General features: G+C 61.1%; 12 protein-coding genes and 2 tRNA genes. 10 read left to right on the top strand and 4 right to left on the bottom strand.

Annotated features, from left to right (window positions below; genetic code table 11):
* The first annotated feature begins 21 nt into the window (after positions 1-21).
* The 10 genes from M5G18_RS23445 (at position 22) to M5G18_RS23400 (ending at position 13,004) form a co-directional block, all read left to right on the top strand.
* On the top strand, positions 22-1,407 hold the full coding sequence (locus tag M5G18_RS23445; RefSeq protein WP_371857334.1) for an N-acetylmuramoyl-L-alanine amidase: 1,386 nt from the start codon (positions 22-24) through the stop codon (positions 1,405-1,407).
* Positions 1,404-3,311 (top strand): DNA mismatch repair endonuclease MutL, encoded by a 1,908-nt coding sequence (gene mutL, locus M5G18_RS23440; RefSeq protein ID WP_273897054.1) that lies wholly within the window; start codon positions 1,404-1,406, stop codon positions 3,309-3,311. The genes M5G18_RS23445 and mutL overlap by 4 nt, the downstream gene beginning before the upstream one ends.
* Positions 3,311-4,282: a tRNA (adenosine(37)-N6)-dimethylallyltransferase MiaA gene (gene miaA, locus M5G18_RS23435; RefSeq protein ID WP_011332183.1), complete on the top strand. Its 972-nt coding sequence runs from the start codon at positions 3,311-3,313 to the stop codon at positions 4,280-4,282. The genes mutL and miaA overlap by 1 nt, the downstream gene beginning before the upstream one ends.
* 93 nt (positions 4,283-4,375) lie before the next feature.
* Positions 4,376-4,636, top strand: coding sequence for an RNA chaperone Hfq (gene hfq / locus M5G18_RS23430; RefSeq protein WP_007902656.1), 261 nt, complete (start codon positions 4,376-4,378; stop codon positions 4,634-4,636).
* Positions 4,637-4,648: 12 nt separating this feature from the next.
* Positions 4,649-5,950, top strand: a complete 1,302-nt coding sequence (gene hflX / locus M5G18_RS23425; protein WP_007950725.1) for a ribosome rescue GTPase HflX — start codon at positions 4,649-4,651, stop codon at positions 5,948-5,950.
* A 96-nt stretch (positions 5,951-6,046) separates the two neighbouring features.
* Positions 6,047-7,216 carry an FtsH protease activity modulator HflK gene (gene hflK / locus M5G18_RS23420; RefSeq protein ID WP_039766653.1) on the top strand — a complete coding sequence of 390 codons (1,170 nt, stop codon included), beginning with the start codon at positions 6,047-6,049 and terminating at the stop codon, positions 7,214-7,216.
* Positions 7,216-8,085, top strand: a complete 870-nt coding sequence (hflC, locus tag M5G18_RS23415; protein WP_007950723.1) for a protease modulator HflC — start codon at positions 7,216-7,218, stop codon at positions 8,083-8,085. Before hflK ends, hflC begins: the two co-directional genes overlap by 1 nt.
* 312 nt (positions 8,086-8,397) lie before the next feature.
* Positions 8,398-9,585, top strand: coding sequence for an ATP phosphoribosyltransferase regulatory subunit (locus M5G18_RS23410; protein ID WP_007950716.1), 1,188 nt, complete (start codon positions 8,398-8,400; stop codon positions 9,583-9,585).
* 54 nt (positions 9,586-9,639) lie between these two features.
* Positions 9,640-10,929 (top strand): adenylosuccinate synthase, encoded by a 1,290-nt coding sequence (locus tag M5G18_RS23405; RefSeq protein ID WP_273897055.1) that lies wholly within the window; start codon positions 9,640-9,642, stop codon positions 10,927-10,929.
* Positions 10,930-11,069: 140 nt separating this feature from the next.
* The gene (locus tag M5G18_RS23400; RefSeq protein WP_273897056.1) at positions 11,070-13,004 is read left to right on the top strand and encodes a methyl-accepting chemotaxis protein; all 1,935 of its coding nucleotides are present in this window, start codon (positions 11,070-11,072) and stop codon (positions 13,002-13,004) included.
* Positions 13,005-13,045: 41 nt separating this feature from the next.
* Here the strand turns inward: M5G18_RS23400 and M5G18_RS23395 are convergent, their stop codons facing one another.
* The 4 genes from M5G18_RS23395 to M5G18_RS23380 form a co-directional block, all read right to left on the bottom strand.
* On the bottom strand, positions 13,046-14,611 hold the full coding sequence (locus M5G18_RS23395) for an ABC transporter permease (protein WP_273897057.1): 1,566 nt from the start codon (positions 14,609-14,611) through the stop codon (positions 13,046-13,048).
* Positions 14,611-15,621, bottom strand: coding sequence for an iron ABC transporter substrate-binding protein (locus tag M5G18_RS23390; protein ID WP_273897058.1), 1,011 nt, complete (start codon positions 15,619-15,621; stop codon positions 14,611-14,613). The genes M5G18_RS23395 and M5G18_RS23390 overlap by 1 nt, the downstream gene beginning before the upstream one ends.
* A gap of 192 nt (positions 15,622-15,813) precedes the next feature.
* Positions 15,814-15,900: transfer RNA gene (locus M5G18_RS23385), tRNA-Leu, on the bottom strand.
* Between the two features lie 181 nt (positions 15,901-16,081).
* A tRNA-Leu gene (locus M5G18_RS23380) sits at positions 16,082-16,168 on the bottom strand.
* Positions 16,169-16,363 lie beyond the last annotated feature (195 nt).

Raw genomic sequence — 16,363 nt, 5'->3', positions numbered from 1 at the left:
TTGGTGGCTGCCGCTGGACTGATGTTGATGGCAGTAACCGTCAACGCTGTGGCCGAGACGAAGGTCAACAGCGTGCGCCTGTGGCGGGCGCCGGACAACACGCGACTGGTGTTCGACCTGACAGGCCCGGTGCAGCACAGCGTCTTTACGCTGACCGCACCGGATCGTCTGGTGATCGACATCAACGGCGCCACCCTCGGCGCGCCGCTGAATGTGCAGACTGCCAACACGCCGATCACCGCCATGCGCTCGGCCCAGCGCACGCCGACCGACCTGCGGGTGGTCATCGACCTGAAAAAAGCGGTTACCCCGAAAAGCTTCTCGCTGGCGCCGAATGCGCAATATGGCAACCGTCTGGTGGTCGACCTGTTCGACAACCCGGCTGACGCCGCTCCGCCACCCACACCTGCCCCGACCCCGACGGTTGCGACCGTTCCTGCGGTGCCGGTCACGCCGGCCGAGCCTGCGATCAAACTGCCACCGGCCCCGGCCGGCAAGCGCGACATTATCGTGGTCATCGACGCCGGCCATGGTGGCGAAGACCCGGGTGCGTCCGGTTCGCGCGGTCAGCGCGAGAAAGACGTGGTACTGCAGATCGCCCGCGAGTTGCAGCGTCAGGTCAACGGCATGAAAGGCTTCCGCGCCGAACTGACCCGTACCGGCGACTACTTCATCCCGCTGCGCGGCCGTACCGAAATCGCCCGCAAGAAAGGCGCCGACCTGTTCGTCTCGATCCACGCCGACGCCGCGCCGTCTGCCGCCGCGTTTGGTGCGTCGGTGTTTGCCCTGTCCGACCGTGGCGCCACTTCGGAAACCGCCCGTTGGCTGGCCGACAGCGAAAACCGTTCCGACCTGATCGGCGGTGCCGGCAACGTCAGTCTTGATGACAAGGACCGGATGCTGGCCGGCGTTCTGCTCGACCTGTCGATGACCGCCTCGCTGACTTCCAGCCTCAACGTCGGCCAGAAAGTCCTGACCAATATTGGCCGGGTCACACCGCTGCACAAACAGCGCGTGGAGCAGGCCGGTTTCATGGTGCTGAAGTCGCCGGACATTCCGTCGATCCTGGTGGAAACCGGCTTCATCTCCAACGCCAACGAAGCGAACAAGCTCTCGGCAGCGAGCCACCAGCAGGCGCTGGCGCGTTCGATCAGCAGCGGCGTGCGCCAGTTCTTCCAGCAGAATCCGCCACCGGGCACTTACATTGCCTGGCTGCGTGATTCGGGCAAGATCGCTCAGGGGCCGCGTGATCACCGGGTAGGTCCGGGTGAAACCGTGGCGATGATTGCCGTGCGGTATCAGATCTCGCCGGCCACGCTGCGCAGCGCCAACAATCTGAAAAGCGATGATCTGAAAGTCGGTCAGCACCTGACCATTCCCGGCACCGAACTGGCGTCCAAAGAATGAATCAGGTCCTGAACGCTGCCCGCATCGAACTGCTCAGCCCGCGGCTGGCGAACCAGATCGCCGCTGGTGAGGTGGTCGAACGCCCGGCCTCGGTGATCAAGGAGCTGCTGGAAAACAGCCTCGACTCCGGTGCCAGGCGTATCGACGTCGATGTCGAACAGGGCGGCGTCAAATTGCTGCGAGTGCGTGACGACGGCAGCGGCATTTCCGCCGATGACCTGCCGCTGGCCCTGGCCCGTCACGCCACCAGCAAGATCCGCAACCTGGAAGACCTTGAGCAGGTAATGAGCCTGGGCTTCCGGGGCGAGGCGTTGGCGTCGATCAGCTCCGTGGCACGCCTGACCCTGACTTCCCGCACCCGCGATGCCGATCAAGCCTGGCAGGTCGAGACCGAAGGCCGCGACATGGCGCCCCGCGTGCAGCCGGCGGCGCACCCGGTCGGCACTTCGGTGGAAGTCCGTGACCTGTTCTTCAACACCCCGGCGCGACGCAAATTCCTCAAGACCGAAAAAACCGAATTCGATCACCTGCAAGAAGTGATCAAGCGTCTGGCGCTGGCGCGTTTTGACGTGGCGTTCCATTTGCGCCACAACGGCAAGACCATCCTCAGCCTGCACGAAGCCCACGATGACGCGGCCCGCGCCCGACGCGTGGCGGCAATCTGCGGTTCGGGTTTCCTGGAGCAGGCGCTGCCGATCGAAATCGAACGCAACGGTTTGCACCTGTGGGGCTGGGTCGGTCTGCCGACCTTCAACCGCAGTCAGGCGGACTTGCAGTATTTCTTCGTCAACGGCCGTGCGGTGCGCGACAAACTGGTGGCTCACGCGGTGCGTCAGGCTTATCGCGATGTGCTGTTCAATGGCCGGCATCCGACGTTCGCACTGTTTTTCGAGGTCGATCCGGCAGCGGTCGACGTTAACGTGCACCCGACCAAACACGAAGTGCGCTTCCGTGACGGGCGCATGGTGCATGACTTCCTGTATGGCACCTTGCACCGTGCTCTCGGCGATGTACGACCGGAAGATCAGCTTGCCGGTTCGGTCACCACCGCGATCGTTCGGCCGACCGGCCTCGAAGCCGGTGAATTCGGGCCGCAGGGTGAAATGCGCCTGGCGGCCAACGCGCTGCTGGAGCAACCGCAGGCGCAACCGGCGTTCAATACCTCGTCGGGTGCCAGCGCTGGCGGCGCTTATCAGTATCAATACACGCCGCGTCCGCAATCCGCCGTGCCGGTTGCCGAGGCGCAGGCTGCGTACCGCGAGTTTTTCGCGCCGCTGCCAGAGGCCAACGCCAATGCGCTGCCGGCCGGTCAGGAAGACATTCCGCCGCTGGGTTACGCGCTGGCGCAGCTCAAGGGCATCTACATTCTGTCCGAGAACGCTCAAGGCCTGGTTTTGGTGGACATGCACGCCGCTCACGAGCGGATTATGTACGAACGTCTGAAGATCGCCATGGCCAGCGAGGGCCTGAGCGGCCAGCCGCTGCTGGTGCCGGAGTCGCTGGCGGTCAGTCAGCGCGAGGCTGATTGTGCCGAAGAGCATGCGGCGTGGTTCCAGCGCCTCGGTTTTGAATTGCAGCGCCTTGGCCCGGAAACCCTGGCGATCCGGCAGATCCCGGCCCTGCTCAAGCAGGCTGAAGCGAACCGTCTGGTGGGCGATGTGCTGTCGGACTTGATGGAATACGGCACCAGCGACCGGATTCAGGCGCATCTGAACGAACTGCTCGGCACCATGGCCTGCCACGGCGCGATCCGCGCCAACCGGCGTCTGGCCCTGCCGGAAATGAACGGCCTGCTGCGTGACATGGAAAACACCGAGCGCAGCGGTCAATGCAACCATGGCCGACCGACCTGGACCCAACTGGGCCTGGACGATCTGGACAAACTGTTCCTGCGCGGTCGTTGATGAGCCAGCTTCCTCCAGCGATTTTCCTGATGGGCCCGACCGCTGCGGGCAAGACCGACCTGGCCATCGAGCTGACCAAGGTGTTGCCGTGCGAGCTGATCAGCGTCGATTCGGCGCTGGTCTATCGCGGCATGGACATCGGCACCGCCAAACCGTCCAAAGAACTGCTGGCCGAGTTTCCGCACCGGTTGATCGACATTCTCGACCCGGCCGAAGCGTATTCGGCAGCGGATTTCCGTCGTGATGCGCTGGAGGCCATGGCCGAGATCACCGCACGCGGAAAAATTCCGCTGCTGGTGGGCGGCACGATGCTCTATTACAAGGCTTTGATCGAAGGTCTGGCGGACATGCCGGCGGCCGATCCCGAGGTTCGCGCGCAGATCGAAGAAGAGGCTGCACGCCTTGGCTGGCAAGCCCTGCACGATCAACTGGCGGCCATCGATCCGGAGTCGGCGGCACGCATCCATCCGAACGATCCGCAACGACTGAGTCGTGCGCTGGAAGTTTACCGGGTCAGCGGTCAGAGCATGACTGAACTGCGGCTGAAACAATCTGTACAAAGTACCGAAGCGGCCGCATCGGGACTGCAACAATTGCCCTATACTGTCGCGAACCTGGCGATTGCTCCAACTAATCGGCAGGTACTGCACGAGCGCATTAAACAAAGATTCACAAATATGCTGGAACAGGGATTCATCGACGAGGTCGTAGCCCTGCGTAATAGAAGTGACCTGCATGCCGGGTTGCCGTCTATACGTGCGGTAGGCTACCGCCAGGTCTGGGACTTTCTGGATGGCAAGCTGACGTCGGCCGAGATGCAGGAACGGGGCATCATCGCCACGCGCCAATTGGCCAAACGCCAGTTCACCTGGCTGCGCAGCTGGAAAGATTTACACTGGCTCGACAGTCTGGATTGCGACAATCTGCCACGCGCCTTGAAATACCTTGGGACGATCTCCATATTGAGCTGAGTCCTTGCAATTGCCGTCTATCCTTGGGGGTGTGGCGGCAAAAGCCATCTGTTTACCTATTTTTTATATTGAATCCTTAAAGGAGTGCGGCACATGTCAAAAGGGCATTCGCTACAAGACCCTTACTTGAATACTTTACGTAAAGAGAAAGTGGGGGTTTCCATCTACCTGGTGAACGGGATCAAACTGCAAGGCACGATCGAGTCGTTCGACCAGTTCGTTATCCTGCTGAAGAACACCGTCAGCCAGATGGTTTACAAACACGCTATCTCTACAGTCGTGCCGGTTCGTCCAATTCGTCTGCCAAGCGCAACCGAATCCGAAGCAGGTGACGCTGAGCCAGGTAACGCCTGATAGGAGTCTCCTTTGTTCTTTGAGCGCCACGGTGGTGGTGAACGAGTCATCCTCGTTCACTTGGATGGACAGGACCCTGAGGCGCGCGAAGATCCGCAGGAGTTTCAGGAACTGGCAAATTCGGCTGGCGCCGAGACCGTTGCGTTTTTTAACGTGCCGCGTCATCGGCCAACCGCCAAATACCTGATTGGCAGCGGCAAGGTCGAGGAACTGCGCGACCTGGTCCACGCCGAAGAAGCCGATCTGGTGATCTTCAATCACGTCCTCACGCCCAGTCAGGAACGTAACCTCGAACGGGTTTTCGAGTGTCGCGTGATCGACCGTACCGGTCTGATTCTCGATATTTTCGCCCAACGCGCCCGTACCCATGAGGGCAAGCTCCAGGTAGAACTGGCCCAGCTTGACCACATGAGCACCCGGCTGGTTCGCGGCTGGACTCACCTTGAGCGTCAGGGTGGCGGTATCGGCATGCGCGGCCCGGGTGAAACCCAGCTCGAAACCGACCGGCGACTGCTGCGGGTTCGCCTGCGCCAGATCAAGGGCCGGCTGGAAAAGGTGCGCAGCCAGCGCGAACAGTCGCGTCGCGGCCGCTCGCGTGCGGATATCCCTACCGTGTCTCTGGTGGGGTACACCAACGCCGGTAAATCCACGCTGTTCAATAACGTGACCAAGTCCGACGTGTACGCGGCTGACCAGCTGTTCGCCACGCTCGACCCGACCCTGCGCCGTCTGGATCTGGACGACCTGGGGCCGATTGTCCTGGCCGACACCGTGGGTTTCATCCGCCACTTGCCGCACAAACTGGTCGAGGCATTTCGGTCTACGCTCGAAGAGTCGAGCAACTCGGACCTGCTGTTGCACGTGATCGATGCGGCCGAACCGGATCGCATGTTGCAGATCGAGCAGGTGATGGTGGTGCTGGGCGAGATCGGTGCCCAGGACTTGCCGATCCTCGAGGTCTATAACAAACTCGATTTGCTTGAAGGCGTTGAGCCACAAATCCAGCGCGATGAAAACGGCAAGCCCCAGCGGGTCTGGCTGTCGGCGCGTGATGGCACCGGTCTGGAATTGCTCGAGCAGGCGATTGCCGAGTTGTTGGGCAGTGACCTGTTCGTGGGAACCTTGCGCCTGCCTCAGCGGTTCGCGCGTCTGCGTGCACAGTTCTTCGAACTGGGCGCGGTACAGAAAGAAGAACACGACGAAGAAGGGGTCAGCTTGCTGGCCGTTCGATTGCCACGCTCGGAGCTCAATCGACTGGTCAGTCGTGAAGGCGTTGTGCCGACGGAGTTCATCGAGCAACACACTTTGCAATAAAAGCCTGACAAAGCGGTTGTGCCGCAACGGCAGGCATTCTGTAGCATTGGTCGGCGCGCCGTGGGTGCGTCTTTGCTTTATCAGATGGAGAGCGCTATGGCTTGGAATGAGCCGGGTGGCAACTCGAACAATCAGGATCCTTGGGGTGGCAAGCGTCGCAACAACGGCGACCGCAAGGGACCGCCGGATCTCGACGAGGCCTTCCGAAAGCTGCAGGAAAGCCTGAACGGGTTGTTCGGTGGTGGAAAAAAACGCGGTGACGACGGTGGTGGCTCGGGCAAGAGCGGCGGCTTCGGCGGCCTGCTCGGCATCGGCCTTGTCGTGCTGGCGGCCGTCTGGCTGTACAGCGCGGTGTACGTCGTGGACGAGCAGGAGCAAGCCGTGGTGCTGCGCTTCGGCAAGTACTACGAGACTGTCGGTCCCGGCCTGAACATCTACTTCCCGCCGATCGACAAGAAGTACATGGAGAACGTCACGCGTGAGCGTGCCTACACCAAGCAGGGCCAGATGCTGACCGAAGACGAGAACATCGTCGAAGTGCCGCTGACCGTGCAGTACAAGATCAGCAACCTGCAGGACTTCGTGCTGAACGTCGACCAGCCGGAAATCAGCCTGCAACACGCGACCGACAGTGCGCTGCGCCATGTGGTGGGTTCCACCGCGATGGACCAGGTGCTGACCGAAGGTCGTGAGCTGATGGCCAGCGAGATCAAGGAACGTCTGCAACGTTTCCTCGACACCTATCGCACCGGTATCACCGTCACCCAGGTCAACGTACAGAGCGCAGCGGCACCGCGTGAAGTGCAGGAAGCCTTCGATGACGTGATCCGCGCCCGTGAAGACGAGCAGCGTTCGCGCAACCAGGCTGAAACCTACGCCAACGGCGTGGTGCCGGAAGCCCGTGGTCAGGCCCAGCGCATCCTTGAAGATGCCAACGGTTACCGTGACGAAACGGTCTCGCGCGCCAAGGGTGAGGCGGATCGCTTCACCAAACTGGTTGCCGAGTATCGCAAGGCGCCCGAGGTCACTCGCCAGCGTCTGTACCTGGACACCATGCAGGAAGTCTTCAGCAGCACCAGCAAGGTACTCGTGACCGGCAACAAGAACGGCCAGAGCAACCTGCTTTACCTGCCGCTGGACAAGATGATTCAGAACAGTTCGGGCAGTAATGCACCGGTCACCGGTTCGGCTGCCGCCAGCAACAACACGGACGTCACGCCGCATGTCACTGACGTGCCGCAGTCGCGTACAAGGGAGACCCGCTGATGAGCAATAAATCGCTGATCGCCCTGATCGTTGGCGTTGTTGTGGTACTGGTTGGCTGGAACTGCTTCTACATCGTTGCTCAAACCGAGCGCGCGGTGTTGCTGCAATTCGGTCGCGTGGTTCAGGCTGACGTTCAGCCGGGTCTGCATGTGAAGGTTCCTTACGTTAACCAGGTGCGTAAATTCGACGCACGTCTGATGACGCTGGATGCACCGACACAACGCTTCCTGACGCTGGAAAAGAAAGCCGTGATGGTCGATGCCTACGCCAAGTGGCGCGTGAAAGATGCCGAGCGCTTCTACACCGCAACGTCCGGCCTCAAGCAGATCGCCGACGAGCGTCTGTCCCGTCGTCTGGAATCAGGTCTGCGTGACCAGTTCGGTAAGCGCACCCTGCACGAAGTCGTGTCGGGTGAGCGTGATGCGCTGATGGCTGACATCACCGCGTCGCTGAACAAGATGGCGGAAAAAGAGCTGGGTATCGAAGTCGTCGATGTCCGGGTCAAGGCCATCGACCTGCCGAAAGAAGTGAACCGCAGTGTGTTCGAACGTATGAGCACCGAGCGTGAGCGTGAAGCTCGCGAGCACCGCGCCAAGGGTAACGAGCTGGCCGAAGGCATCCGTGCCGACGCCGATCGTCAACGCCGCGTGCTGCTGGCTGAAGCCTATCGTGAATCCGAAGAGATTCGCGGTGACGGTGACGCCCAGGCCGCTGCGATCTACTCCAAGGCCTATGGTCAGGATCAGGAGTTCTACGGTTTCTACCGTAGCCTGCGTGCCTACCGTGAAAGCTTCGCGAACAAATCCGACGTCCTGGTCCTCGACCCAAGCAGCGACTTCTTCCGTTACCTGGAAAAGTCCAAGCCTTGATACGACGTTGACCTGAATCATTCCGCCCGGCGGCTAATACCTCGGGCGGGGTGATCCTTTGGGAAAACGTGTGTATGATGCGGCAGCCGGGAAATTCCCGGCTTTTTTGCGTCTGCACGTTTGATTGCTGTTTTTGTTGCAGAAGATCGGGTTGAATGGCCCGACAGTTTTTCGAGGAAAGTGATGGGCGAAGCCGGTAACGGCCTTTCGCCGCGTCGTTCATGCGCGTGCGTTTTGAACGGGCCGGTCATTTTCTGCTTCACTCAAGGCTCGCCCTCGGGCTGGCCGCCCGGATCTAAGGGGAATGGCGTAATGGCAACGGTAGACCGCTGGCTGCTGCCAGATGGCATCGAAGAAGTACTGCCACCGGAAGCGGCGCGCATTGAAGTCGCGCGTCGTCAGGTGTTGGATCTGTTCCAGAGCTGGGGTTACGAGTTTGTCGTGACTCCCCATATCGAGTACCTGGAATCCCTGCTGACCGGCGCGGGCCAGGATCTGGATCTGCGTACCTTCAAGGTCATCGACCCGCAATCGGGCCGGCAGATGGGTTTCCGTGCCGACATCACGCCGCAAGTGGCGCGTATCGATGCGCACACCCTGCGTCGCGAAGGCCCGAGCCGTCTGTGCTACGCCGGCAGTGTGCTGCATGCCCAGCCGCGTGCCTTGTCATCCTCGCGCAGCCCGATCCAGTTGGGTGCCGAGTTGTACGGCGATGCCAGCCCGAGCAGCGACGTCGAAGTCATCAGCCTGATGCTGGCCATGCTGCAACTGGCCGACGTGCCGGACGTGCACATGGACCTCGGGCATGTCGGCATCTACCGCGGTCTGGCCCAGGCGGCCGGTCTGTCGGGTGAAGTCGAGCAGCAGTTGTTCGATGCGTTGCAACGCAAGGCCATCGACGAGGTCATTACCTTGACCGAAGGCCTGCCGGCCGATCTGTCGGGCATGTTGCGCGCGCTGGTCGACCTGTGCGGCGGCCGTGAGGTACTGACCGCTGCCCGTGAGCGTCTGGCCAATGCGCCGGCGCCGGTACTGGCGGCACTGGAAGATTTGCTGGCGATCGCCGAGCGTCTGTCGGTGCGCTTCCCGGAGCTGCCGCTGTACTTCGACCTGGGCGAGCTGCGTGGTTATCACTACCACACCGGTGTGGTGTTCGCGGTGTTCGTGCCGGGTGTTGGTCAGTCCATCGCCCAGGGCGGTCGCTACGACGACATCGGCGCCGACTTCGGTCGCGCCCGTCCGGCCACCGGCTTCTCCACCGATTTGAAAACCCTGGTGACCCTGGGGCGTGCTGAGATCGAGCTACCGTCTGGCGGTATCTGGATGCCTGACAGTACGGATGCGGCACTCTGGCAGCAGGTTTGCCAGTTGCGCAGTGAGGGTCAGCGTGTCGTTCAGGCATTGCCTGGACAACCTTTGGCCGCCGCCCGTGATGCGGACTGCGACCGGCAATTGATCCAGCAGAACGGGCTTTGGCAAGTATCGCCACTGGCTTCTTGAGTTTTCCTGCCGGCTGACGCCGGCACCAAGTTTGCGCGAATGAGGACAAGTGTTATGGGTAAGAATGTCGTAGTCCTGGGCACCCAATGGGGTGATGAGGGCAAAGGCAAGATCGTTGATCTGCTGACCGAACATGCTGCCGCCGTAGTGCGCTACCAGGGTGGCCACAACGCCGGCCACACTCTGGTGATCGACGGTGAAAAAACCGTCTTGCACCTGATCCCGTCGGGCGTGCTGCGCGAAGGCGTGCAGTGCCTGATCGGCAACGGCGTGGTGGTTGCACCTGACGCCCTGCTGCGCGAGATCACCAAGCTGGAAGAGAAAGGCGTACCGGTGCGCGAGCGCCTGCGTATCAGCCCTTCCTGCCCGCTGATCCTGTCCTTCCACGTGGCGCTGGACCAGGCCCGTGAAAAGGCCCGTGGCGAGCTGAAGATCGGTACGACCGGTCGCGGCATCGGCCCGGCTTACGAAGACAAGGTTGCACGTCGCGGTCTGCGTGTTGGCGATCTGCTCAACATGCCGCGCTTTGAAGACAAGCTGCGTGAACTGGTGGACTACCACAACTTCATGCTGGTCGGTTATTACAAAGAGCCTGCCATCGAGTTCGAAAAGACCCTGGCCGAGTGCAAGGAATACGCCGAGCTGCTCAAGCCGCTGATGCTGGACGTGACTGCCGAGCTGCACGACCTGCGTCGCGCCGGCAAAGACATCATGTTCGAAGGCGCCCAGGGTTCGTTGCTCGACATCGACCACGGCACCTACCCGTACGTGACCAGCTCCAACACCACCGCTGGTGGCGTGGCGACCGGTTCGGGCGTTGGCCCGATGTTCCTGGACTACATCCTGGGCATCACCAAGGCTTACACCACTCGCGTAGGTTCGGGTCCGTTCCCGACCGAGCTGTTCGACGAAGTCGGTGCGCACCTGGCCAAGCAAGGTCACGAGTTCGGTGCTACCACCGGCCGTGCCCGTCGTTGCGGCTGGTTCGACGCCGTTATCCTGCGTCGCGCTATCGATGTGAACAGCATCTCGGGCATCTGCCTGACCAAGCTGGATGTGCTCGACGGCCTGGAAACCATCAACATCTGCGTCGGCTACAAAGATGCACAAGGCAACGCTGTTGCCCCGACTGACGCTGACAGCTACGTGGGCCTGCAGCCTGTGTACGAAGAAGTGCCAGGCTGGACCGAATCGACCGTGGGCGCCAAGACCCTGGAAGAGTTGCCGGCTAACGCTCGTGCCTACATCAAACGCGTTGAAGAGTTGATCGGCGCGCCGACCGACATTATTTCGACGGGCCCGGACCGCAACGAAACCATCGTTCTGCGTCATCCGTTCGCTTGATAAGTCGTTGATGTAAAAACACAAAGGCCCCTTCATCGGGGCCTTTGTCGTTTATGCCTGTTGGACGGCATGACCTTTGCTGTGATTCTGTCTACAAGAGTGCCATCAAATTAATGGCGTCAGAAGTAGAGGGATTCAAAGTGTCAGCCGTTCTCTCACTGTTACAAAGCCGTTTGTTGCGGCCTGTGTTCGTTACCCTTGGTATCGCCCTTTTGGTGCAAGTGCTGGTGGCCGTCGCCCTGACGCGGAGCACCGTCACCGCGCTGGAAGCCGATCTCGGCACTCGCCTGGGCGCCGACAGCCAGAAGTTGTCCGGTGAGCTGGAGCAGGCCGGGCGCGAAGTCACGTCGAGCCTCGACAATCTCTCCTCAAGTACTCGTCAGCGTCTTACCGCTGGTCTTTCCTCGCGTCTGAAGGAAGAGCAGGTGCAGTTGCGTGCGACTCTGGAAAAAGACCTGAAGGATTCGGCCAATGACATGGCCCAGTTGCTGGCCTCGGTGGCGCCTCGCGCCATGTGGGACAGCGACGTGCCGACCCTGTCCGAATTCGCCCGCCGGGCCCAGCGCAATCCCAACGTGCTGTTCGTGGTGTATGACGACGCCACCGGCCAGCATCTGACCCGCTACCTCAACCGCGAAAACCCGATCAACAAGGCCCTTTTGGAAAAAGGCCAGGGCGAGCGGGCGCTGGATAAAGTGCTGGATGCGGCGAAGAACGATCCGTCGGTCTACTACCTCGAAGCCTCGATCAACCCCAATGGCGTGGAAATCGGCAAGGTGCTGATGGGCGTCTCGACCGCTTCGGTCGAAACCGATCTGGCGGCGCTCGATCAGCGCTTCACGGCGTTGATTGCCAGCAGCGATCAACTGGTCGGCGACAGCCTCAAGGGCGCCGCTGCCGACAGCGCCACCGCCATGCGTGCGCGCCTGCAATCGGCGCAGTCCACGGCTGCCGAAATGAAGGCCAACACCACCAGTACCGTACAGGACGCTGCGGCAACCCTGCGTTGGCGCATCGGCATGGGCCTGGCGCTGGTCGGTGCCGGGGTGCTGTTGCTGCTGGCGGTGGTGCTCGGTCATCGAGTGGTCAATCGCCTGAAAATGCTCAACGCCGCCATGGATGATCTGGCAGCGGGCGAGGGCGATCTGACCAAGCGCGTGCAGATCAACAGCAAGGACGAAATCGGCGACATGGCCTCGGCGGTCAATCGCTTTGTGGACAAGTTGCAGCCGATCGTGCGCGAGGCCGGGGATGTGGCTCAGCGTACCGGTGTGGAAATCGGCGCGATGACTCTGCGCAATGCTGGCGCTGACGCAGCGGCGGGGATGCAGCGTGATGAAGTCGCCGAAAGTCTGCGGGCTCTGTCGCAAATGGCCGACGAAGCGCAATCGGAAAGCCATGCGATGCAGGCGGCGTTGAAGCAGGTGGTGGATATTCGTCAGGCCACTGACGAGAACACTCGCACTTCGGCCAAGGTCGGCAGCCTGATCGAGGCGCTGGCGGGGCAGGTCGATACCGGGGCGAAAGTTATCGAGCGGCTGGCGCAGCAGAGCGAGCAGATCGAAGTGGTGCTGACCGTGATTCACGGCATCGCCGAGCAGACCAACCTGCTGGCGCTCAACGCGGCCATCGAAGCGGCCCGGGCCGGTGAAACCGGACGCGGGTTTGCAGTGGTGGCGGATGAAGTCCGCGCGCTGGCGAGCAAGACTCAAAGCTCCACCGGCGACATTCAGGCGCACATCGTGGCCTTGCAGCAGGGCGCCCGTGAGGCGGTGGAGGCGATCGGTCAGGCCGGGCGTCAGGCCAGCGAAGGCTTGCTGGTGCTGCGTGACAGCGCGCGGTTGCAGCAGTCGGTGCAGGCGTCGGTCGAGCAGGTGCATGCGGCGATTGGCCTGGCGACTCAGGCCGCGGCGCATCAGGCGCAGGGCGCGCAGGCTGTGCGTGGGCGTGTCGAGACGATTCATGCCCAGGCCGAAAAAGCTGCACAGGCGGTGGTCGAGACCACGGCCAGCGGCAAGGTGCTGGATGGTCTGGCGGCGCAGCTCAAGGCCAGTCTGGGGCAGTTCCGGGCCTGATAGTGTGGGCAAAAAAAATCGCAGCCTCGGCTGCGATTTTTTTATCGGCTCAAATACATCCGGGTCGTCAGTAGATACACCGGCAGTCCAGACACCACAATCAACAACGCCGCATAAGGCGCCGCCGCTGCGAACTCGACATTCGCGGTGTGCGCCCAGACTTCAGTCGCCAATGTGTTGAGCCCGGTCGGGCTCAGCAGCAATGTCGCCGTCAGTTCCTTCATTGCATCCAGAAACACCAGCGCAAAGGCTGCGCCCAGTGCCGGGAAGATGATCGGCAGGGTCACTCGGCAGAACGCCGTGAACGAAGAGGCACCCAGCGTGCGGGCGGCTTCTTCGAGTTGCGGTGCCGCCTTGTTCAGCGCCGTGCGGATCGGTGCCTGAGCCAGCGGCAAAAACAGCAGTGCATAGGCGATCAGCAACAGCGCGGAGGTCTGGTACAGCGCCGGCACGTAATGCAGGGCGAAATACACCAGCGTCAGCGCGATCACCAATCCCGGCAGGGCGTGCAGCAGATAGGGCAGGCGCTCGGCCCAGATCGCCAGTTGGCCTTTGTAGCGCACTACCAGCAACCCGACCGGCACTGCCAGCACCAGGCACAATCCCGCGCCACCCAGCGACAGCGCCAATGAAGACAGCAAGGCTTCGGTGATCGCCGCAATCGGGAATGCCGCTGACGATCCCACGGCGAGCCAGTAAGCCAGCATGCCCAGCGGAATCCCGCTGCCGACAATCGCCAGCATCAGACAATAAAGCTGACCGGCGATCGCCCAGGGCCCGAGTCGCACTTGTTCAGCCTGACGCGCCGCGCCCTGGCCGGTGCGCACATGACGGCCTTTGCCGCGAATGCGCAGCTCCAGCCACAACAGCAACAAGCACAGCGCCAGCAATACCGCCGACAGCATCGCCGCGTTGGCATTGCTGAATTCCAGTTCGAATTGCTGATAGATCGCGGTGGTGAAAGTTTGCAGGCCAATGATCGACAGTGCGCCGAATTCCACGAGCATGTGCAATGCGATCAGCAACGAGCCGGCCAGCAGCGAGGGCCAGAGCAGGGGCAGGGTGACGCGGAAAAACACACCCCAGCGATTCTGGCCCAGCGTGCGAGCCGATTCCTCAAGAGAAGGATCAAGATTGCGCAGTGTGGCGGCCACCGGCAGAAAGATCAGCGGGTACTTCGACAGGCTCATCACCAGGATCGCCCCGCCGAGTCCTTCGAACTGCGCGCTGAGCGAAACCCAGGTAAAGCTGCTGACAAATGCCGGCACTGCGAACGGCAGGCAAAGAATCACGCCCCACAGCCGTCGGCCCGGCAGATTGCTGCGCTCCAGCAACCAGGCCAGCGACAGGCCGATCACGCCACAGGTCACGGTTACGCCAACCATCAGCGCCAGCGTATTGCGCAGCAGGCCGAATACATACGGGCGCCAGAGCAAGTGCAGCGCCTCGGTCCAGCCCGCCTGCCAGGCTTTGAGCCCGACATAGGCCAGCGGCAACAGGCTCATGACCACCAGCAACAACACCGGCAGCACCAGCCAGATCGACGGCCGCTTGCGCCGTGGCACGTAACCTCCGCGTGTAGCGGGGGCGGATAACGTTGCGGTCATCAGTTCAGGCCAACTTCGCGTTCCAGATCCAGCGCTTCTTCGGCATTACCGAGATCGGCCGGCGTGACGTCCGGTGCTTCCAGTTCGCTGAACGGCTTGAGGCCGCGATCCGATTCCATGCCTTTGTGCAGCGGGTATTCGGCGGTGGTCTGGGTGATCACGCGCTGGCCTTCTTCGCTGGCCATGTAGGCGAGGAATTGCTGGGCTTCTTTTGGATGTTTGCTGGATTTCAGCACGGCTGCGCTGGAAACGGTGATCAGGCCGCCAACGTCACCGCCGGTGAAGTAGTGCAATTTGGAATCAAGCTGGCCTTTTTCCCGTTGCAGGGCGAACCAGTAGTAGTTGTTCACCAGCACGGTGGCGACTTCGCCGTTTTCCACAGCTTTGAGGGCGACCATGTTGTTGCTGTAGGTCTTGCCGAAGGCGCGCAGGCCGGTCAGCCATTCTTCGGCGGCTTCACGGCCGTGTTTTTTGATGATGGCGACAGCCTGTTCCTGGAAGGCGCCGCTGGTCGGGACGAAACCGACCTTGCCTTGCCACTGCGGGTCGGCGAAATCCAGCACCGATTTCGGCAGGTCTTTTTCGTCGATCAGTTTCGGATTGAAGGCGACTACGCGAACCCGGGCGGTGACGCCGATCCAGGTGCCGTTGCCGGCGACGTATTCTTTCGGCAGAACAGCCAGGGTCGCGTCGTCGGCCTTGGCCAGCAGGCCTTGTTCGCCGAGGTTGTTCAGCGGCGGGGATTCTTCGGTGTAGATGACGTCGGCAGGGGAGCGGTCGCCTTCTTCGATGATCTGGCTAGCCAGCTGATTGCTGCTGCCCTTGCGTACATTGACGTGAATGCCGGTCTTGGCTTCGAAGGCTTTGGCGATCGCGTCGCCGACTTCCTTGTGTTGACCGTTGTAGAGAGTCAGGGAAACCGCGTCGGCAGCCTGGGTGAGGGGAGTGGCGAGTGCCAGGCCGAGCAGGGTGAAGGTCAAGCCGCGGCGCAGGGTATTTCGAAACATCATTCGCAGGGTTCCTCACTGTCGCATTGCAAAAACTTGCAACAATGATAAACGATATTGTTTCTCAAGTGCGCCTTGCGGGGAGGAGGTGGGTCTGGTAGACGTTGGGCTCCAGGATTTTCCAGACCCCGGAAACGCAAAAACCCGCTTTCGCGGGTTTTTGTGAGATTCAAGATCGTGACCTTGAATTTGAATTGGTGCCCAGAAGAAGACTCGAACTTCCACGACCGTAAGGTCACCAGCACCTGAAGCTGGCGTGTCTACCAATTTCACCATCTGGGCTTCATCTTCAGCGTTGCCGCTGTTGATGTGGCGCACTATACGGAGCGCCTTTTGATCTGTAAACCCCTGATTTGATTTTAATAAATCATTTTCAGAAAAAGGCGGGGCGCAGAATGCAAAAAACCCGCTTTCGCGGGTTTTTGTGTGAGTCTTGAAACTGATCTAGTCTCAAACTCGAAATTGGTGCCCAGGAGAAGACTCGAACTTCCACGACCGTAAGGTCACCAGCACCTGAAGCTGGCGTGTCTACCAATTTCACCACCTGGGCATCTCGTCAACGTGTGTACGTCGTCGATGGCGCGCACTATACGGAGCGCCTTTTTAACTGTAAACCCCTGCCAGCAAAAAAAATGATTTTTTTTACCAGCGGTGTTCAAAACGCCCTCCAGGCGTCGATACAAGGCTCCAGACGCGTCTTATATAGTCGGAAATTTCCCGTTTGATGGCGCCTATGCCAAACTAA

It is taken from the genome of Pseudomonas aphyarum (assembly GCF_028657055.1).
GTDB lineage: Bacteria > Pseudomonadota > Gammaproteobacteria > Pseudomonadales > Pseudomonadaceae > Aquipseudomonas > Aquipseudomonas aphyarum.
The sequence above is the reverse complement of the archived record's forward strand: the minus strand, read 5'-3'. Positions and strand labels throughout refer to the sequence as shown.